Origin of the sequence: Janthinobacterium lividum (assembly GCF_034424625.1) — a bacterium.
In the GTDB taxonomy this organism is placed as follows: Bacteria; Pseudomonadota; Gammaproteobacteria; order Burkholderiales; family Burkholderiaceae_D; genus Janthinobacterium; species Janthinobacterium lividum.
In genome coordinates this window covers 977843-996607 of the sequence record NZ_CP139976.1, presented here as the reverse complement: position 1 = coordinate 996607, position 18765 = coordinate 977843, and the positions used below count along the sequence as shown (strand labels likewise).

15 protein-coding genes and 1 tRNA gene are annotated in these 18765 nt (G+C 64.9%); 5 read left to right on the top strand and 11 right to left on the bottom strand.

The window, feature by feature from the left end; all coding sequences use genetic code 11:
- Positions 1 to 2 precede the first annotated feature (2 nt).
- The 8 genes from U0004_RS04420 to dkgB form a co-directional block, all read right to left on the bottom strand.
- On the bottom strand, positions 3 to 1805 hold the full coding sequence (locus U0004_RS04420) for a M61 family metallopeptidase (RefSeq protein WP_070254129.1): 1803 nt from the start codon (positions 1803 to 1805) through the stop codon (positions 3 to 5).
- A 117-nt stretch (positions 1806 to 1922) separates the two neighbouring features.
- The gene (locus U0004_RS04415) at positions 1923 to 2531 is read right to left on the bottom strand and encodes a nucleotidyltransferase family protein (RefSeq protein ID WP_070254117.1); all 609 of its coding nucleotides are present in this window, start codon (positions 2529 to 2531) and stop codon (positions 1923 to 1925) included.
- A 13-nt stretch (positions 2532 to 2544) separates the two neighbouring features.
- Positions 2545 to 4809 carry a xanthine dehydrogenase family protein molybdopterin-binding subunit gene (locus U0004_RS04410; RefSeq protein WP_070254116.1) on the bottom strand — a complete coding sequence of 755 codons (2265 nt, stop codon included), beginning with the start codon at positions 4807 to 4809 and terminating at the stop codon, positions 2545 to 2547.
- A 10-nt stretch (positions 4810 to 4819) separates the two neighbouring features.
- Positions 4820 to 5278 carry a (2Fe-2S)-binding protein gene (locus tag U0004_RS04405; RefSeq protein WP_034753534.1) on the bottom strand — a complete coding sequence of 153 codons (459 nt, stop codon included), beginning with the start codon at positions 5276 to 5278 and terminating at the stop codon, positions 4820 to 4822.
- Between the two features lie 132 nt (positions 5279 to 5410).
- Entirely contained in the window at positions 5411 to 6127 is a 717-nt protein-coding gene (locus U0004_RS04400) for a DsbC family protein (protein WP_034785648.1), read from the bottom strand.
- 159 nt (positions 6128 to 6286) lie between these two features.
- Positions 6287 to 7525 (bottom strand): FAD-dependent monooxygenase, encoded by a 1239-nt coding sequence (locus U0004_RS04395; protein ID WP_070254115.1) that lies wholly within the window; start codon positions 7523 to 7525, stop codon positions 6287 to 6289.
- A 66-nt stretch (positions 7526 to 7591) separates the two neighbouring features.
- The gene (locus U0004_RS04390) at positions 7592 to 8521 is read right to left on the bottom strand and encodes an LLM class oxidoreductase (RefSeq protein WP_070254114.1); all 930 of its coding nucleotides are present in this window, start codon (positions 8519 to 8521) and stop codon (positions 7592 to 7594) included.
- A gap of 1 nt (position 8522) precedes the next feature.
- Positions 8523 to 9347 (bottom strand): 2,5-didehydrogluconate reductase DkgB, encoded by an 825-nt coding sequence (gene dkgB, locus U0004_RS04385; RefSeq protein WP_034785660.1) that lies wholly within the window; start codon positions 9345 to 9347, stop codon positions 8523 to 8525.
- 186 nt (positions 9348 to 9533) lie between these two features.
- On the opposite strand from dkgB, the gene U0004_RS04380 reads away from it, so the two are divergent.
- Positions 9534 to 9609, top strand: a tRNA-Phe gene (locus tag U0004_RS04380).
- A gap of 139 nt (positions 9610 to 9748) precedes the next feature.
- Here U0004_RS04380 and U0004_RS04375 read toward each other — a convergent pair.
- Positions 9749 to 10288, bottom strand: coding sequence for a DUF2058 domain-containing protein (locus tag U0004_RS04375; RefSeq protein WP_034784389.1), 540 nt, complete (start codon positions 10286 to 10288; stop codon positions 9749 to 9751).
- Between the two features lie 265 nt (positions 10289 to 10553).
- On the opposite strand from U0004_RS04375, the gene U0004_RS04370 reads away from it, so the two are divergent.
- Entirely contained in the window at positions 10554 to 10859 is a 306-nt protein-coding gene (locus tag U0004_RS04370) for a PsiF family protein (protein WP_034784390.1), read from the top strand.
- Between the two features lie 50 nt (positions 10860 to 10909).
- On the opposite strand, the gene U0004_RS04365 is transcribed toward U0004_RS04370, so the two are convergent.
- A complete protein-coding gene (locus tag U0004_RS04365) occupies positions 10910 to 11629 on the bottom strand; it encodes a glutamine amidotransferase-related protein (protein WP_070254113.1) in 720 nt (239 codons plus the stop codon).
- 33 nt (positions 11630 to 11662) lie between these two features.
- Positions 11663 to 12964 carry a MocR-like B6 salvage transcription factor PtsJ gene (ptsJ, locus tag U0004_RS04360; protein ID WP_070254128.1) on the bottom strand — a complete coding sequence of 434 codons (1302 nt, stop codon included), beginning with the start codon at positions 12962 to 12964 and terminating at the stop codon, positions 11663 to 11665.
- A 92-nt stretch (positions 12965 to 13056) separates the two neighbouring features.
- Between ptsJ and U0004_RS04355 the strand changes: the two genes are divergently transcribed.
- The 3 genes from U0004_RS04355 to U0004_RS04345 all read left to right on the top strand — a co-directional run bounded on the left by U0004_RS04355 (position 13057) and on the right by U0004_RS04345 (position 18746).
- Positions 13057 to 13863, top strand: a complete 807-nt coding sequence (locus tag U0004_RS04355) for a YggS family pyridoxal phosphate-dependent enzyme (protein WP_070254112.1) — start codon at positions 13057 to 13059, stop codon at positions 13861 to 13863.
- A 138-nt stretch (positions 13864 to 14001) separates the two neighbouring features.
- A complete protein-coding gene (locus tag U0004_RS04350) occupies positions 14002 to 16266 on the top strand; it encodes a putative bifunctional diguanylate cyclase/phosphodiesterase (RefSeq protein WP_115057406.1) in 2265 nt (754 codons plus the stop codon).
- A 92-nt stretch (positions 16267 to 16358) separates the two neighbouring features.
- Positions 16359 to 18746 carry a S9 family peptidase gene (locus tag U0004_RS04345; protein WP_115057405.1) on the top strand — a complete coding sequence of 796 codons (2388 nt, stop codon included), beginning with the start codon at positions 16359 to 16361 and terminating at the stop codon, positions 18744 to 18746.
- Positions 18747 to 18765 lie beyond the last annotated feature (19 nt).

Sequence of the window (18765 nt, the reverse complement as noted above, 5' to 3'; positions counted from 1 at the left end):
CATCATGCCGCGCTAGGACGCTTCGGCCCCGCGGCTTTCTTTGGCGCCGGCAGCAGCGCCAGGCTGACACCCGGCACCCGGTCGCCCTGCAGCACGGCCGCGAACGTCATCAGCTCGTCGCGGCGGAAGGCGTGCACCGCCACCTTGGCGCCCACCGCATAGCGGCCCAGCAGGGTGTCCAGGTTGGTTCCCGTCACGCGCAAGCCGTCGATGGCCACCAGCACGTCGCCCGCGGACAGGCCGGCCAGGTGGGCGGCGCCGCCCTGGTGCACCTGCGCCAGCTTGGCATCGTTGCCGTCGCGGCCCAGGTTGACGTCCAGGCTGGCCTTTTCCGCCTTGCGCGCATCGCTGTATTTCACGCCGAACGGCGCCAGCAGGCGCGCCAGCGGCACGTCGTCCGTGCCGCGGATGTAGCGCTCGAAGAACGGCTTCATGCGTGTGCCGGCAATCTCATCGAACAGGGCTTCGACTTCCGCCGGCGTCACGCCGCGCGCTTTGCCCTTGTAGAAATCGCGGCCATAGCGCTGCCACAAGGCCTGCATCACGTCGTCCAGCGACTTTGCGCCGTTCGTCTTGCTGCGCAGCGTCAGATCGAAGGCCAGCGCGATCAGCGAACCCTTGGTGTAATAGCTGACGATGGCATTCGGCGCGTTTTCATCCTGGCGGTAGTACTTGCCCCAGGCGTCGAAGCTGGAATCGGCCACGCTTTGCTTGGTGCGGCCGCTGCCGCGCAAGACGCTGTTGACGGTTTTCCCGAGCAGCTTGAAATAGGCTGCCTCGTCGATCAGGCCCGCGCGCACCAGCATCAGGTCATCGTAATAGCTGGTGAAGCCTTCGAACAGCCACAGCAGCGGCGAATAGCTTTCCGCCTGCAAGTTGTACGGCGCAAAAGCGGCCGGCTTGATGCGCTTGACGTTCCAGGTGTGGAAGTACTCGTGGCTGCACAGGCCCAGGAATTTCAGGTAGCCGTCGCCGATCTCCGTACTGATCGACGCCGTCGTCGGCAAGTCGGCGCGCGCGCAGATCAGCGCCGTCGAGGCGCGGTGTTCGAGGCCGCCGTAACCGTCGCCGACGGCCATGGTCATGAACACATAGCGGTCCATCGGCGCCTTCTTGGTCTTCGGCTCGAAGAAGGCGATCTGTGTTTCGCAGATGGCTTTCAGGTCGCGGCACAGACGGTCCAGGTCCAGGTTCGGCACCTTGCCCGTGACGACGATATCATGCGGCACGCCATGCGCGGTAAAGGTGGCCAGCGCGAAGTCGCCCATCTCCACCGGGTGGTCGATCAGCTCATCGTAGTTGGCCGCCTGGTAGCTGCCGAAGCCATAGCGCTTCGCTTTCAGTTCCGGCAGGGTGGTGGCCACCTTCCAGGTCTTGCAGGCCGCATCCTTCGGCTGCACGATGTGCACTTCATGCGGCTCGGCCTCCTGGCCCAGCACGCGCAGGAACACGCTGGTGCCGTTGAAGAAGCCGTGATTCTGGTCCAGGTGGGCGGCGCGCACGGACAAGTCCCAGGCATACACGTCGTATTCCACCGTCAACGGGCCTTTGCAAGGGGCGGCTTGCCACGAGTGCTTGTCCAATTTGGTCAGCGCCACGGCCTTGCCTTCGGACTCGGCGCGGATGCTGACGATGTTGCGCGAAAATTCGCGGATCATGTAGCTGCCCGGGATCCAGGCCGGCAAGGACAAGACCTGGCCGATGGCGGCCGGCGACTTGACTGTCAACGTCACCTTGAACATGTGGCCGGCCAGGTCGGCAGCGGCGATGCTGTAGATGATGCCGGCGGCTGGTGTGGTTTTCACTGCGGTTTTCGCTACGGCTTTGCTTGTGGCTTTGCCGCTTGCCTTGGCTCCCGCCTTGGCGGTGATTTTTTGAATCGGTGCTTTCTTCATGTTTTCCTCGTGTCTGGCATGGATGTTCTACAATCGCCCGGGTGCGCCAGGCACCGGCGACAAATCGTCAGGTGTATCAATATCGCGCAAGATGCCGCTGTCGTCCACTGTCACTTCGCATACGGCATGGCTGTTGACGATGCTGCGCGCGCCCTGGTCGCCATCGAGCGCCAGCAGCAGCGGCAAGTGAAAGGCGCTGAAGGCGACAGGATTGCCGCGCCGGCCCTGGAACACGGGCACGGCGATGTGCGCGCCATCGCCGATGGCTTGCGACAAGGCAGCGATTGTAGCCGCTTCCACCCAGGGCATGTCGCCCAGGGCGATCAGCCAGCCCGGCGCGCCGCGCACGTAATCGATGGCGCAGGTAAGCGAGGCGGCCATGCCCGTGTCGGCGTCATGGCAGACGCGCACCTCGCAGCCCAGCGCACCGAGCACGCGCGCCACCTGCGTATCGTCGGCACGCACCACGGCCAGCACGCGCGGCAAGGCCGCCAGCATGGCTTTTGCGGCAACCGCCACCACCGGCAAGCCCGCATGCGGGCCTTCGGCCAGCGGCTGCAATAATTTATTCTGTACGCCGGAAGGGTCGAACCTGCGCCCCCTTCCGGCTGCCAGCAAGATGCCGACCGTACTCAAAAAACCGCTGCCGTCATGCGGCCGCCAGGTCGAATGGCAGCTTGCGCAGGCGCTTGCCCGTCAGCGCGAACAGCGCATTGGCGAATGCGGGCGCCAATGGCGGCACGCCCGGTTCGCCCATGCCCGTTGGCGCGTCGCCCGATGGCACCAGGTGCACCTCGATCACCGGCATGTCTTGCATGCGCGGTACGGGGTAGTCGCCGAAGTTCTGCTGCTCCACCACGCCATCCTTGAGCGTGATGGCCGCACCGGGGATGGTCATGCCCAGCGCCATCAGCGCGGCTCCCTGTACTTGCGCCTCGATCGTCAAGGGGTTGACGGCCAGGTTGCAATGCACGCCGGCCCATACCTGGTGCAGCTTGGGCGCGCCTTCCACCACGGAAGCCGTCACCACGTAGGCGACGACGGAATTGAACGATTCATGCATGGCCACGCCCCAGGCCTGCCCTTTCGGCAGCTTCTTCTTGCCATAGCCGGACTTGGCCACGGCCAGGTCCAGCGCGGCGATGTGGCGCGTGTGCCTGGCGTCGATCAGCTGCTTGCGGTAGGCGACGGGGTCCATCTTCGCCACGTGCGCCGCCTCGTCGATCAGGGTTTCCATGACGAAGGCCGTGTGCGTCGAGCCGACGGAGCGCCACCACAGCACAGGCACGTTCGCCTTGGCCGTGTGCACGGACAGCTTCATCGGCAGGGTGTACGGCTCGCCCATGCCTTCGACCATGGTGCCGTCGACGCCATTTTTCACCATGAAGGCTTCGAATGGCGTGCCGGCCATGATGGACTGGCCCACGATGGTGTGGTCCCAGGCGAGGATTTTCCCTTTGGCGTCGAGACCGATCTGCGCGCGGTGCACATGCGACGGCCGGTAGTAGCCGCCCTTGATGTCATCCTCGCGGCTCCACATCAGCTTTAAGGGGCCGCTCTTGCCCGCCGCCCTGTATGCCTTGGCGACGTTGACGGCTTCGACCACATAATCGGACGAGGGCACGGCGCGCCGGCCGAAGCCGCCGCCAGCCATCATGGTGTGCAGCGTCACCTGCCCGGGTTTCAGGCCGGAAGTAGCCGCGATGGCCGCCTGGTCGCCGGTCTGGAATTGCGAGCCCACCCACATCGTGCATTTGTCCGCTTGCAGGTCGACGACGCAGTTGAGCGGCTCCATCGGCGCGTGCGCCAGGTAGGGGAACTCGTACACGGCTTCGATCTTTTTCGGCGCCTTGGCCAGCTTGTCCATGTCGGCAGGTTTGGCGACCGTGCCCGGCGTTTTCGCCAGCGCCTTGAAGGCGGCCAGCTGCTTGTCGCTGCTGACCTTTTCCACGGCGCTCGTATCCCACTCGATCACCAGCGCGTCGCGTCCCTGCTTGGCGGGCCAGTAGCCGTCGGCGATGACGGCCACGCCGCTGCCGCCACGGTCGGTCTTCACTTCCAGCACCTCGAGCACGCCCTTGATGGCTTTCGCCTTGCTGGCGTCGAATTTCGCCACCTTGGCGCCAAACACGGGCGGGCGCGCCACCATGGCCACTTTCGCGCCGGGCGGCTTGAAATCGATGCCGAACTGCTGTTTTCCCGTGGACTTGGCGGCCGCGTCGAGGCGTTTCACGGGTTTGCCGATGATGACAAATTCGCGCGGGTCTTTCAGCTTGACGGTGGCGGGCACGGGTTGGCGCATGGCCGCGTCGGCAAACTCGCCATACGTCGCCTTTTGTCCGCCAGGGCCATACAGCACGCCCTTGGCGGCACGCACCTGGTCGGGACTGACCTTCCACTGCGCGGCAGCGGCGCCCACCAGCATCGCGCGCGCCTTGGCGCCGATTTCGCGGTACTGCGTAAACGAGTGGGCGATGCTGCCCGAACCGCCCGTCATCTGCATGCCGTAGGCGGCATCCTTGTACTGCTCGCCGGCCGGCGCCAGGGCGCCGTGCACCAGGCTCCAGTCGGCGTCGAGTTCCTCGGCGATCAGCATGGGCAAGCTCGTTTGCACGCCCTGGCCGAATTCCAGCCGGTTCACCTGCACCGTCACCGTGTTATCGGGAGCGATGTGCAAGAAGGCGTTCGGCGCATACACGGGCTTGGCGGGCGCGGCATCGGCCGCCTGCGCCAGCTTGCCTGCGCCGGGCAGGAAAAAGCCCAGCATCAAGCCGCCGCCGGCCGCAGCGCCGGCCTTCATGAAACCGCGCCGCGACACGCCATCGGCAACGGCCACCGGCGCCGATGCCAGCGCCGCGCCCAGGGTCACCCCGCCATGCTGCAATGCTTCCTGATTCAACCATTCGATACGCATGTCGCTCTCCTCAGGCCAGGGTCTTGGCCGCGTCCTTGATGGCTGCGCGGATCCGTTGATAGGTGCCGCAGCGGCAGATATTGCCGCTCATGGCGCCGTCGATGTCGGCATCGCTGGGCGCCTTGTTGGTGCGCAGCAGCGCCGTGGCGCTCATCACCTGGCCGCTTTGACAGTAGCCGCATTGCGGCACGTCGTGGCGTACCCATGCCGCCTGCACGGCCTTGCCAACCTGGTCGTTTTCCATCGCTTCGATGGTGGTGATCTTTTGCGCGCCCACCGAGGAAATCGGCGTGATGCAGGAGCGGATCGGCTGGCCGTCGAGGTGCACCGTGCAGGCCCCGCACAGGGCCGCGCCGCAACCGAACTTGGTGCCCGTCATATTCAGGTTGTCGCGCAGCGCCCACAGGATGGGCGTGGAAGGATCGGCGTCGACCTGCGTGTCGCGTCCGTTGATATTCAAGGTAATCATCTGCTGCTTCCCCTTTTTTGGATTGTTATGGCGTCTACGAACAACACTTGATGATACGACAGCGGAAAAAAGTGCAAAAAAAAGCGCGCCTTGCGAGGGCGCGCCGTCCAGCCTTCCTGGCGACAGCCCGGATTACTTAATGGTCGAGAATTTCTGTTCCAGCGTCTTCGCATCGACCGCGCCCGGAATGCGGCTGCCGTCGGCAAAGAAGATGGCTGGCGTGCCCGAGACGCGCAATTGCTGGCCCAGGGCGAGGATTTTTTCATGCGGGTTGGCGCAGGTGGCGGCCACCGTGGCCGGCGCCTTGCCGTTCAACATCCAGTCATCCCAGGCCTTGTTGCGGTCCGGCGCGCACCAGACATTGCGCGACTTGACGATGGAGTCGGGCGACAGGATGTTGTACATGAAGGTGTAGACGGTGACGTTGTCGATTTCCTTCAGCGCATTCTGGCGGAAACGCTTGCAATAGCCGCAGTTCGGATCTTCGAACACGGCGATCACGCGCTTGCCATTGCCCTTGACGGTCTTCATGGCGGAATCGAGCGGCAAGTCGGAGAACTTGATGCGATTGACTTCGTCCAGGCGCACCTTGGTCAGGTCTTGCGACGTCTTGGCGTCGAAGACGTGGCCGACGAACAGGTATTGCGCGGCTTTATCCGTGTACAGGATATCGCCGCCCGTGCGCACTTCGTACAGGCCGCCGTACGGCGTTTCCTTGACCGAATCGACCTTGGCGCCTTCGCCCAGGCGCGGCTCGATCAGCTTTTTGATGTTCGCTTCCGTCGGCGTTTCCGCGCCGGCGCACGACATCATCAGGCCCGAGGCCAGTACCAATGCGATTCTGCTCATTTTTATCACTATCACTTCTCCACTTGAAACGCCTGGCGGGACTGGCCTCTGGTCCGGCGTCATGATCTCTTTGACAAAACGATCGCCGCAGACCAGCTGCGGCGACCTTGAATTTTCACACCTGCCATTATCCGGCGATATCTTAAGATTCGCTGATATTTACTGATGTCCCAATGCGTGCGCAATCATTTTTCGCTTCAGGGCCGGCAATTTATCCAGCAAGTTTAATCCCAAATTGCGAACCACGCGCAACGGTTCCAGATCGGCGCCAAATAATCGCGCCAGGCCATCGGTCGCCAGCTGCATCAACAGCACGTCTTCCTTGCGCGCGCGCGCATAGCGGGCCAGCACGCGTTCGTCGCCGATGCCGCGGTGCGCTTCGCGTTCGCTGATCGTATTGACCAGCTGCGCCACGTCGGCAAAACCGAGGTTCATGCCGTGGCCCGCCATCGGATGCACCACGTGGGCGGCGTCACCCACCAGGGCCACGCGCGGCGCCACCATGGCGTGCGGACGCATCAGGGTCAATGGGAAGGCGCGCACCAGTTCCGGCTGCAGCGGCGTGAGTTTGCCCAATTTGTCGTGGCAATAGGCGGCCAGGCGCGCGGCCAGGGCATCGGCCGATTCGGCCATCAAGGTATCGGCCAGCGCATCGGGCGCCGACCAGACCAGCGAAACGCGGTCACCCGGCAGCGGCAGCAGGGCGACGATGCCTTCGCTGCCCGTGAACCACTGGTGGGCCGCGCCATGGTGCGGCTTTTCGCAGGCGAAGTTGCTGACCACGCCGCGCTGGCCATACGCGCGGTAATCGAGGCCGATATCGCACTGGCCCCGCACCCACGATTGGGCGCCATCCGCGCCCACTACCAATGCGCAAGTGATGGTGTCGCCGCCATCGAGGTGCACGATGGCCGAATCATTCGTCCATTCCAGGCGGCTGGCGCGGCCCTGCAGCACGCTGACGTTCGGCGCGAACTTGAGGGCGGCGTCCAGCGCCTGGCCCAGATTGCGGTCTTCGATGATCCAAGCCAGCGTGCCCACATGGGCGCCGTAGGCGTCGAAACCGAGTCCGCCCGCCTGCGCGCCGTCGCCGTTGACCAGCATGGCGTCAACGGGCGCCACCCTGTCGGGCGCCAAAGCACCCCATACCTTCAGCGACGACAGCAACTGGTGCGCCGTATGATTGAGCGCATACACGCGCACGTCCCAGCTGGCTTCGACCGGCTTGGCAGCCGAAGCGGGGGCGGGCGCGCTCACCGGGGATAACAGGGTGACGCTTTGTCCTGCCTGGGCAAACGCCAGCGCCGTGGTTTTCGCGATGGCGCCATTGCCGACGATGCAAACGTCGCTGTGGCTATGCATGAAGCGCCGCATGGTAGGGGGAGTGGGACTGTTCATGCGGCCATTATAGCGTTTGCCCCACCCTTTTCAGATAGTCCGGAAGTACAGGACACGTGCCCCAGATCAAGCGGCGCCATGAAAGACGGGCAGCACATGGTCCGCGATCTCCTGCATCGTCTCGGCCAGCGGGCGGCGGTTCTGCCGCAGCTGCAAGCCGATATGCCGCACGCCGGCCGCGCGCATGGCGTGCAGTTCCGCAATCAGGCCATGGCGCCCCGTGCGGCCGCCGAAACGAAAACGCTGCAGCGGCAGGTTCGGATCCTCGTCCAGGTCCAGGTGGATGAAGCTGACATACGGCTTGTCATCGCCAGCCACGGCGCGCCATTGCGCCGAGCGCCGCGCATGGTCGTCCGGCGTGCCAGGATAGGCGAGCCAGCCATCCATCTGCGCGCCGATCCACGCGGGCGACTGCTGCGCCAGGCCCGCCACCAGCAGGGGCAAGGGCGCGGCTGGCTTGGGCAGCAAACGGATGCCTGGCGGCAGACGCGTCTCGCCCCAGTCGCGCAGCATGGCGACCTGCTCGCGGAAGGCGGCGCCGCGCCCGTCGAAATCGCGGCCAAACACGGGATACTCGACGGGCCGGTCGCCGCTGGCCACGCCCAATAGCAAACGCCCGCCGCTCAACTGGTCCACGCTGGCCGCCGCTTTTAGCGTCAGCACGGGCTCGCGCAGCGGCAGCACCACGGCGGCCGTGCCCAGCAAGATGTTCCCGGTGATGCCGGCCAGGTAGCCCAGGTAGGTAAACACCTCAAAGACCTGGGCCGCGTCGCCGAACGACGGGTCGTACAAAGGCACGTCGCGCAGCCACAGGGCCCTGAAACCGAGGCGGTCGGCCAGCTTCGCCAGTGCCGCATGCTGTTTCAGGTCAGGTTCGCCCGGCACGCGGCCGGAGACCGCATTCACCTGGCGTCCCATGGACGACCAGTCATTGTCGAGCGGCAGTTCCAGGCCGATGCTGAAACCGCCCTGCCCCAGCTTTGTCATGGCGCCCATCTCAATCCCACTGCGGCGCCAGGCCGTCCGGGTTGGCCAGGCGTTCGCCCCGTTCCAGGGTCGCCATCTGCGCCATCTCGTCCGGCGACAGGGTGATGCGCTGGAAATGCAGGTTCGCTTCCAGGTTGGCACGTTTCGTCGACGAGGGGATCACGGCAAAGCCCTGCTGCAGCGACCAGCTCAAGGCCACTTGCGCCGGCGTCACGCCGTGCTTCGCGGCGATGGCGGCGATCACGGGGTCCGCCATCACCTTGCCATACGCGAGCGGCATGTAGGCCGTGATGTGGATGCCCTGGCTGCGCACAAAATCGATGACCTTGCGGTTTTGCAGGAACGGGTGGATCTCGATCTGCTGCGTGGCGATTTCCGCCGCCCCCACCGTATCGATGGCTTGCTGCAGCTGCGCATTCGTGAAATTCGATACGCCGATGGCCTTGGTCAGCCCCTGCGCCTTGGCCTCCGCCAGCGCCGCCATGTATTCGGCGACGGGAATCGCGTCCTGCGGCGACGGCCAGTGGATCAGCGTTAAATCCAGCTGCTCCAGCTGCAGCTTGTGCAGGCTGTCTTTCAAGCTGGGAATGAGTTTGTCGCGCCGCAAGCTCTCGATCCAGATCTTGGTGGTGACGAACAGCTCGTCGCGCGGGACGGGGCTGGCGGCGATGGCCTGGCCCACTTCGGCTTCATTGCCGTAGATTTGCGCCGTGTCGATATGGCGGTAGCCGACGTCCAGGCCCGTGGCGACGGAATCGATGACGACCTGTCCCTGCAGGCGGAAAGTGCCCAGGCCGATTTCAGGGATGGCGGTGTGATGGGTGGTGGCGTTCATGCGGTAATCCTCTCAAGTCAGTAACGATGGCCACACTATGCGCCCATCCTTTGTTGAGAAAAATACCGTTTATATCAAATCATATTTGACCCGCAAGCAAGTAATGTGTTGCCTATGCAGAAAATCGGGGGAAAGTCACAGCCGGCTCTTGCATTCCCGTTTTGGTCTGCTATAATTCGCCACCTTGGCCTGGTAGCTCAGTCGGTAGAGCAGAGGATTGAAAATCCTTGTGTCGGTGGTTCGATTCCGCCCCGGGCCACCAAGAATATGTTTTACGTTCAAAAACGCCACCTTCGGGTGGCGTTTTTGTTTGTGGCGCCGTGTATGCGCCACAAACAAAAACGGGCCGCTTCCGGCCCGCAATTACTCCCCGGCGCCGTCAGCGCCGGGCAAGCCCCCTCTTACCACATCAAATCATCGGGAATCTGGAACGCCGCATACGGATCGTCCTCGTCCACTTCCGTGCTGGCCTGTTTCACGCGCACGACGATGGCGGGGTCGCGTTCGGCGATCTTGTCGGCGATGATGCGCGGCACCAGTTCCACGGCGCCGCCCAGGCAGATGATGACCAGGCGGCCCGCCACCAGGTGGGCCTGCACGGCGGCCGTCACGTAGATGCGCTCGATCTTGTTATTAAATGTAAAGTTGTACGGCACGTCGCCGTTGTTGCCCTTGCTCTGGCGGTTCTTTTGCACCATTTGCGCGATCTGCGCCACGATGGCCTTCTGGTTGGCGGCCGCGTCGCGCTGGGCGTTCAGTTCGCGCGCGCGTTCCGCATTCTTGCGCTGGGTCTCGAGCGCGGCCAGGCGCACTTCGTCGACGCTTTGCGTGCCGCTCTTGCGCTCGTCCTTTTTTTGCTTGCTCTTGTCCTGGTTGGCCAGTTTGACCTTCTTCTTGTCGACCAGGCCGGCCTTTAAAAACTGCTCTTGCAACGAGACCATAACTACTCCGTATTGAGGGTGCGCCGGCCAAGGCAGCGGCATCGACCGGTGGAAAGTCGCTAGCATAGCAAAAAACAGGGGGGCTGCCGCCGCAAGATGGCTGCCCGGGGCAGCCGGCAGGTTCCTGGCGCCGGCCAGTAACAAAAAGACACACTCGATTGCAAATTTTGTTGATAAATGTCATATAGTTAGTTACGTTCTGCATATCGGCATTGCCTGCCGGTTGCATGTCCCCTTCCACTGACTGCGTCTACAAGGATTTGCCATGAAACAATTATTCGCCCTCTGCATCGCCGCCGCGTTTGCCAGTACCGCCTTTGCCGCCGCGCCGGAAGCGGCGCCCGCCGCCAAGACGGCCCAACAGTCAAAAATGACGACCTGCAATGCGGACGCCGCCGGCAAGAAAGGCGATGAGCGCAAGGCATTCATGAAGGAATGCCTAAGCGCCAAGCCGGCGCCGGCCATGACGCAGCAAAACAAGATGAAGGCATGCAATGTCGACGCCAAGGACATGAAGGGCGATGCCCGCAAGGCTTTCATGAAGGAATGCCTGAGCGCGCCGAAAAAATAAGCGCCTCGTCTGCTTGCCCCACAACGCCAGCATCATGCTGGCGTTTTTTTTCACGGCGATGCGTAGGCCTGCATGAGCCGGTCAAGGAAACCGAACAGCTTGCCGTTCATGGCCTGCCAGTCGTGGGCGCGCAGGGTCGCTGGCTGCTGCACGAAGCGGTGCGACTCCAGCGTGGCCAGTTCCGTTTCTGAGGCGGCGATCAGCAGGTCGACCACCTCCGGCGTGAACTCCATATGGCACTGGAATCCGTACACCAGATTGCCGTATTCGACGATCTGGCGGGGGCAGCCTTCGCTGTGGGCGATGACCTTCGCGCTGTCAGTCAGGCCCGGCATGTCGCTATGCCAATGCCCGGTCTCCAGGACATCGCCGAAATGGGCGAACTTGTCGTTCGCCTGTCCTTCTCGCGTCAGCATGATGGGGAACTTGCCGATCTCCTTTTCAGGGCTGTGCGCATGGCGCGCTCCCAGGGCAGCGCCGATCAGCTGCGCCCCCAGGCAGACGCCGATGACCGCCTTGCCCGCCGCGGCACATGCGGCGATCAAGGCCTGTTCGGCGGCGGCGTCGAAATGCGGGCATTCCTCGCGCGTCGTCGACGGCGACTGCGGTCCGCCCATGACGACCAGCAGGTCGATGTCCGCGATGGATGGGGGCAGCGGGTCATGGGCGTGGACGCGGGAATACGTGGCCGCGTAGCCGCGCTCGCGTACCCATGTCTCGTAGGCGCCAGGCGCCTCGAACGCTTCATGCACGATGAAATGGACTTTCATGATGTTCCCTTTCTGTGGCGAGGAATTAAAAAACTATGGCCGGCCCAGCACCTGGGCCAGCACGCCGGCGAACGACTGCGCACGCGCTGCGTCCATGGTCGATACGGTGATCCGCAATCCCTGCGCCGGCGCCTGCACACCGAAGGCTTCGCCGCCGCGCACCAGCCAGCCATGCCGGGCCAGCGCCAGCACGGCCGCCTGGCTGCCGCCCGGCAGCGGCAGCCACAGGTTCAGTCCATCGGCAGGACTGGCGCAGACCAGGCCTTGCGCCGCCAGCGCATCGGCCAGGATGCCGCGGCGGCGCGCATAGTCGGCGCGGGCCAGGGCCACCTGCGCGGACACTTCGGGTGACGACAGGCAGGCGCTCACGGCATCCTGCAGGAGATGGCTGACCCAGTTCGTGCCGGGCGCCAGGCGCAGGCGCAGGCGCTGGGCGGTCTGCCCGTCGCTGGCGACAACGGCCAAGCGCAGGTCGGGGCCGAAGATCTTCGATACCGAACGGATCAGCGCCCAGCGCCGGGCAGCATGGGGAATCACGTCCTGGTAGCTGGCGACGGACAGCAGCGAGAAATGGTCGTCGATGATGACCAGCACGTGCGGGTAAGCGGCCAGCACCGCGCGCAGCTGGTCCGCGCGCGCAGCGCTCAGGCTGCATCCGGTCGGATTGTGCGCACGCGGCGTCACGATGACGGCTTGCACGCCTTGCGCCAGCGCCCGTTCCAGCGCCTCGGCCTGCATGCCCTCGGCATCGACAGCCACGCCAACGGCGTGCAGCCCGGCGATGCGCAAGGTGTTGATGCTGCTGACGAAGCACGGGTCTTCCACGGCCACCTTGTCGCCCGCGACCAGATACGCGGCCAGCAGGCGCTCCACCGCATCGACCGCCCCATTCGTCAGGGTGATGTCGTGGCCCTCAGGGCAATCGCCGGCCATCCAGCGCCGCGCCAGGGCTTCCAGCTCCGGATCCAGCGTGGCTTCGCCATACAGGCGCGGGCGGTATGGCTTGCGCGCCAGGGCCGCGCCGACATCGGGCAGCCAGGCAAGGTTAGGATTGCCGCCGCCCAGGTCGGCCAGCGGCGAGCCGGGCAGCAGGCCTTCCTGCTCGCCGGGATCGCGCTGTGCGCGGATGGCCGTGCCCAATCGCCCTTGCGTGACCGCGATCCCGGCCGTCGCCAGGCGCTTGTACGCCAGCGACACGGTATTGCGGTTGACGCCCAAGGTCGCGGCCAGCTCGCGCACGGTCGGCAACTCCTGGCCCGGCGCCAGTTCGCCAGCCTGCGTCAGAGCACGGATGCTGGCGAACAGCTCCGCAGCGGTTTTCCCTGCAATCTTCATGATAGTCTCAGACATGATATATTTTGGCATAGGACAATCATACATCACTGCGGCGACTCCTGCCGCTCATAAGGCTGACACAAGGCTGACACATGAACAATGACACTCCCCTGCTCACTGCGACCATGCACGCGCAGCATGGGCACTGGCCGCAAGCCGTGTCGGTGGACGACTTCCGCCGCAATCTGGCCGCCGTGCACGCGCGCATGGCCGCCGCATGCCAGCGGGTCGGCCGCGATCCGGCCGGCGTGCGCCTGCTGCCCGTCAGCAAGACCAAGCCCGAGGCGAGCCTGCGCCTGGCCTACGCCGCGGGTTGCCGCATGCTGGGAGAAAACAAGCCGCAGGAGGCAGGCCGCAAGTGGGAAGCGATGGCGGACCTGGGCGATCTGCAATGGTCGGTGATCGGCCATTTGCAGACCAACAAGGCCAAGCTGGTGGCGCGCTTTGCCAGCGAATTCCAGGCTCTCGACAGCCTGCGCGTGGCCGAGGCGCTGGAACGGCGCCTGCAAGCGGCAGGACGGGGGCTCGATGTGTTCGTGCAAGTGAACACATCGGGAGAAGCCAGCAAGTACGGCTTGCCGCCGGACGAGGTGGCCGCTTTCCTGCGCGAGCTGCCCGCCTTCCCGGCGCTGCGGGTACGCGGACTCATGACATTGGCGCTGTTGTCGGCGGAAGCCGTGCGCGTGCGCCGCTGCTTCGTTCTGCTGCGCACGCTGCGCGACCGGCTGCGCCAGGATGTTCCCGATGGCATCGGCCTCGACGAGCTGTCGATGGGCATGTCCGGCGACTATGAAATCGCCATTGAAGAAGGCGCCACCGTCGTGCGGGTCGGCCAGGCCATCTTCGGCGCACGGGACACGCCGGACAGCCACTACTGGCCCACGGCGGAAAAGGAATAGACGGCCCGATGCGCCCTGCGGGTGGTCGCGCAGTCAATCATATCGAATGATCAAGATGACATGCAGAACGATACCGCGTAATATTTTTACCATACTGCTCAGCTCGGCAGCACAGCTCCTTGGGGAAAGGACGGCAGCGTGGCCGCGTCAAACGATCTCGCGCACTGGCGCGGACAGATTTTTGCGCGCTTGCTGCAGGCGGTGCTGCTGCTTGGCATCGTCACTGCCATTCCCAGCGCCCTGCTGGCGGCGCGCGAAGCTATCTGGTCCATAGTCGCCCTCGACGTGCTGGCCATCGGCTGGGTCGGTCTCATCTGGCATCTGCGCGCCATGCCCTACCGCTGGCGCGTGTGGCAATTCCTGATCGTCGCCTACCTGGTGGGTGTGGGCCTGCTGCTGAAAATCGGCCCCGTCAGCCAGATCTACATGATGCTCATGCCCGTGCTGGCGGCCCTGCTGCTGGGGATGCGGCCAGCCTTGTCGACCCTGGCCCTGACTTCGCTGACCATCTTTTTCCTCGGCCTGCATCCCGACGTGGAGCTGCAATTGCGCGGCGTGCCCGCCTCCCCCGTGCTGCGCGCGCTGATCGCGGCCCTGAACTTCCTGTTCATCGCCGCCGTGTTGACCCTCTCCTGCGCTTTCCTGCTGCGCCACCTGGAACGCAGCAGCCAGGCCCTGTCGCAGCTGAACGCCGATCTGCGCCTGACGGCCACGGCGCTGGCCCGCCTGAACGACATGGTGATGCTCGCGGAAGTGGCCGATGTCCCGCCAGGCGCGGGTGCGGCGCCGGCCACGCGCATCATCTTCGTCAACGACGCCTTCGAGCGCAGCAGCGGCTATGCGCGCGCCGAGGTGCTGGGCCGCAGCCTGCTGTTCCAGCAAGGCCCCGCCACCGATGCGGGCGAACTGGCGCGCATCGCCGCCGCCATGGCCCGCGCCCAGCCGGCACGCGCGGAATTGCTCAATTACAACAAGGCCGGCAAGGCGTACTGGGTCGAAGCGGAACTGGTGCCGTTCACGGATGCGGACGGCAGGCAGACGCACTGGGTGGCCGTCGAGCGCGAAATCGACGAGCGCAAGAAATCGGAAGCGGACATCCACCGCCTGGCCTTCTACGACGTGCTCACGGGCCTGCCCAACCGGCGCCTGCTGATGGACCGCATCGGCCACCTGCTGGCCGCCGCGCCGCGCGGCCATACCATCAGTGCGCTGATGTTCATCGACCTCGACCACTTCAAGCACATCAACGACGCGCGCGGCCACGCCACCGGCGACGCGCTGCTGCGCCTGGCCGGCGAACGGCTGGCGCAGCTGATGCGCAAGGCCGACACGGTGGCGCGCATCGGCGGCGACGAATTCGTCGTGCTGCTGGCGCACCTGGCCGATGACCTGCACAACGCCGCCCGCGCGGCGGCCCAGGTGGCCGAGAAAATCCGCGCCGCCATCGCGCGCGACTTCGAGATCGAAGGGCAGTCCTATCATTGCAGCGCCAGCATCGGCGTGACCCTGCTGCCGAAAGCGGGCCAGCAGGCGCACGACCTGCTGCGCGAAGCGGACATCGCCATGTACCGGGCCAAGGCGGAAGGACGCAACGGCATCGCCTTCTTTGAAGCGGCCATGCAGGCGGGCGTGGAACGCCGCCTGACCCTGGAAAGGACACTCGCGCGCGCCCTCGATGCCGGTGAATTATGCATGCACGTGCAGCCGCAGGTCGACCGCCATGGCCGGGTGACGGGCGCCGAACTGCTGATGCGCTGGCCGCAGGCGGACGGCGGCCATATCGCTCCCGGCATCTTCATCCCCATCGCCGAGGAATCGGGGCTGATCGTCAAGCTGGGCCACTGGGCCCTGCGCGAAGCGTGCCGCGCCGCCGCCATGCTGGCGCGGGCCGGATCGCCCGTCGCCCTGTCCGTGAATGTGAGTCCGGCCCAGTTTCGCCAGCCCGATTTTGCCGCCCGCGTGCAGGCCGCGCTGGCCGAATACGGCACGCCGGCCGGCGCCCTGATTCTGGAACTGACGGAAGGCTTGCTGATCGACCAGCGCGACGCCTCGCTGGCGCGCATGCGCGAACTGGCGGCCCTCGGCATCCGCTTTTCCATCGACGATTTCGGCACCGGCTATTCCAGCCTCGCCTACCTGACGTCGATGCCGCTGTACGAACTCAAGATCGACAAGCGCTTCATCGACGACACGCCGCACGATGCGCGCGACACGGCCATCGTGCAAGCGATCCTGGCCATGGCGCGCCACCTGGGCTTGCGCGTGGTGGCCGAAGGCGTGGAAACGCAGGAGCAGGCCGATTTCCTGGTCGCCCACGATTGCGACGGCTTGCAGGGCTACCTGTATGCGCGGCCGATGCCGCTCGATGACTTTCTCGCCTGGCTGGCCCAGCGCCAAGCTTAGCTTTCCGACATTTCCTGCACGAAACTCCTCCGCTAGAATACCGGCCTCATAGCCTGTACCTTCACCATCCCCTTTGATTAAAGTGATCCCCGATGCGTCTGGTTCTTCCCCTGCTGCTCACCCTGATAGCCGCCGCCCTGCCCGCCGCGCATGCGGCCCCATCCACCATCCCCCCCCCGCCGATCACGCTGGACCAGGCCATGGCCGACCCCGACTGGATCGGCACGCCCGTCGAAGCGGCATGGTGGGGCTGGAATGGCCAGCTCTACTACAAGCAAAAACGCCTCGGCTCGCCCCTGCGCGACACGTATCAATTGCCAGGCGCAAACGCCAAACTGAATAGCGGCAAGAAGGTCGACGATGCGCAGCTGGCCAATCTCGATGGCCAGCAGATGGTCGTCAACCGCTCCGGCACGCGCGCCATCCTGCTGCGCAACGGCGACTTGTTCGAGCGCGACCTGAAAAGCGGCGCCTTGACGCAAATTACGCGCGGCGTCTCGGCCATCAGCGACCCGCAATATTCCGCCGACGGCGCCGCCGTGCAATACCGCAGCGGCACCGACTGGTTCAGCTGGAGCCGCGCGGAGCGTCTGAGCGCCCCCGTCGCCCTGCTGCGCGCCGCCAAGGACCCGGACGCCACACCGGAAGCGGACGCCCTGCGCGACCTGCAGCTGCGCCTGATCGTCAACCTGGCACGCCAGAAGCAAGACCGCGACGCGAACCGCGAACGCCGCCATGAAGAGCGCCGCCTGGACGCCACGCGCGCGCCGGAACCGATCTACCTGGGCGACAAAGTCACCATTTCCGGCAGCGCCCTGTCGCCGGACGGCCGCTGGCTGCTGTTCGTCACGCAAGACAAGGCGGCCGAGAAGGGCAAGCTGGGCAAACTGGCCCGCTACGTGACGGAAACGGGCTACCCGGACGTCGATGACGAGCGCACGCGCGTGGGCCGCAACATGCCGATCGCGCAAAGCCTGAAGCTGGCCGACCTGCGCACGGGCACCGTGCGCGAGATCGGTTTCGACAGCCTGCCCGGCATCGCCACCGACCCGCTGGCCAGTCTGCGCGCCGAACAGAAGCTGCCGCCCCTGAAAGGCAACCGTGCCGTGCGCATCGACGCCCAGCGCGACGGCATCGCCTGGACCGATGACGGCAGCAAGGTGGCCGTGCGCATCCGCGCCGTCGACAACAAGGATGGCTGGCTCGCCAACGTCGACCTGGCCAACGCCGCCCTCGTGCCCGTGCACCGCATCAGCGACACGGCCTGGGTCAACCGCCGCGCCGACGAATTCGGCTGGCTGCCCGACAACACCACCCTGTGGTATCTGTCCGAGGAAAGCGGCTACGCCCACCTGTACACGAAGACGGGCGCGGCCCCGGCACGCGCATTGACGCAAGGCAAATGGGAAGTGAGCGCCGTCGAATGGAGCCGCGACGGCAAGCATGCCTATTTCATGTGCAACCGGCAGGCGCCCGGCACCTATGAAGTGTGCGCCAGCACGGCAAGGGATGGCGGCGCGCGCGAAGTGACGAATTTGAAAGGCGTGGAAAACTTCGGCCTGTCGCCCGATAACGGCAAGCTGCTGCTGCGCTATTCGACCAGCTATATGCCGGCCCAGCTGGCGACGGTTGCCGTCACGGGCGGCAAGGAAAATATCCTGACCGATACGCGCAGCGACGCCTTCAAGGCGCGCAACTGGGTCATGCCGGAACTGGTGCAAGTACCGTCCATGCATGGCGCGGCGCCGATCTGGGCCAAGCTGTACCGCCCGGCCCAGCTGGAAGCGGGCAAGAAATATCCCATCGTCATGTTCGCGCACGGCGCCGGTTACCTGCAGAACGTGACCCAGCGCTACCCTGTCTACTTCCGCGAACAGATGTTCCACAACCTGCTGGTGGAGCAAGGCTACATCGTGCTCGATGTCGACTACCGCGCCTCGCTCGGCTACGGCAGCGCCTGGCGCACGGCCATCTACCGCCAGATGGGTCATCCGGAACTGGAAGATTTCATCGATGGCGCCCACTGGCTGGCAGCCCAGCACCAGGGAGACATCCGGAACGTGGGCATCTACGGCGGCAGCTATGGCGGCTTCATGAGCCTGATGGCCCTGATGCGCGCGCCGGAAATCTTCAAGTCCGGCGCCGCCCTGCGTCCCGTGACGGACTGGACCACCTACAACCACGAGTACACGGCGAATATCCTGAACACGCCGGACGTCGATCCGCAAGCCTATAAAGTCTCGTCGCCGATCGAATACGCGGACAAGCTGACGGGCAACCTCCTGATCGCCCACGGCATGATCGACGACAACGTGTTTTACCAGGATTCCGTGCGCCTGTCGCAGCGCCTGATCGAACTGAAAAAGGATAACTGGGAAATGGCCAGCTACCCGATGGAGCGCCACGGCTTCGTGCAGCCGGAAGCGTGGTATGACGAGTACCGCCGCATCTATCAGTTGTTCCAGAGAACATTGAAATAGACCCCGATGCCCGCTTGAT

Bases quoted from the DNA above. Each gene is read 5' to 3' on its own strand.
- U0004_RS04345 (WP_115057405.1), top strand. From the start codon at position 16,359: ATGCGTCTGGTTCTTCCCCTGCTGCTCACCCTGATAGCCGCCGCCCTG.
- U0004_RS04355 (WP_070254112.1), top strand. From the start codon at position 13,057: ATGAACAATGACACTCCCCTGCTCACTGCGACCATGCACGCGCAGCAT.
- U0004_RS04400 (WP_034785648.1), bottom strand. From the start codon at position 6,127: ATGAGCAGAATCGCATTGGTACTGGCCTCGGGCCTGATGATGTCGTGC.
- dkgB (WP_034785660.1), bottom strand. From the start codon at position 9,347: ATGAACGCCACCACCCATCACACCGCCATCCCTGAAATCGGCCTGGGC.
- U0004_RS04365 (WP_070254113.1), bottom strand. From the start codon at position 11,629: ATGAAAGTCCATTTCATCGTGCATGAAGCGTTCGAGGCGCCTGGCGCC.
- U0004_RS04410 (WP_070254116.1), bottom strand. From the start codon at position 4,809: ATGCGTATCGAATGGTTGAATCAGGAAGCATTGCAGCATGGCGGGGTG.
- U0004_RS04395 (WP_070254115.1), bottom strand. From the start codon at position 7,525: ATGAACAGTCCCACTCCCCCTACCATGCGGCGCTTCATGCATAGCCAC.
- U0004_RS04405 (WP_034753534.1), bottom strand. From the start codon at position 5,278: ATGATTACCTTGAATATCAACGGACGCGACACGCAGGTCGACGCCGAT.
- ptsJ (WP_070254128.1), bottom strand. From the start codon at position 12,964: ATGAAGATTGCAGGGAAAACCGCTGCGGAGCTGTTCGCCAGCATCCGT.
- U0004_RS04370 (WP_034784390.1), top strand. From the start codon at position 10,554: ATGAAACAATTATTCGCCCTCTGCATCGCCGCCGCGTTTGCCAGTACC.
- U0004_RS04375 (WP_034784389.1), bottom strand. From the start codon at position 10,288: ATGGTCTCGTTGCAAGAGCAGTTTTTAAAGGCCGGCCTGGTCGACAAG.
- U0004_RS04390 (WP_070254114.1), bottom strand. From the start codon at position 8,521: ATGGGCGCCATGACAAAGCTGGGGCAGGGCGGTTTCAGCATCGGCCTG.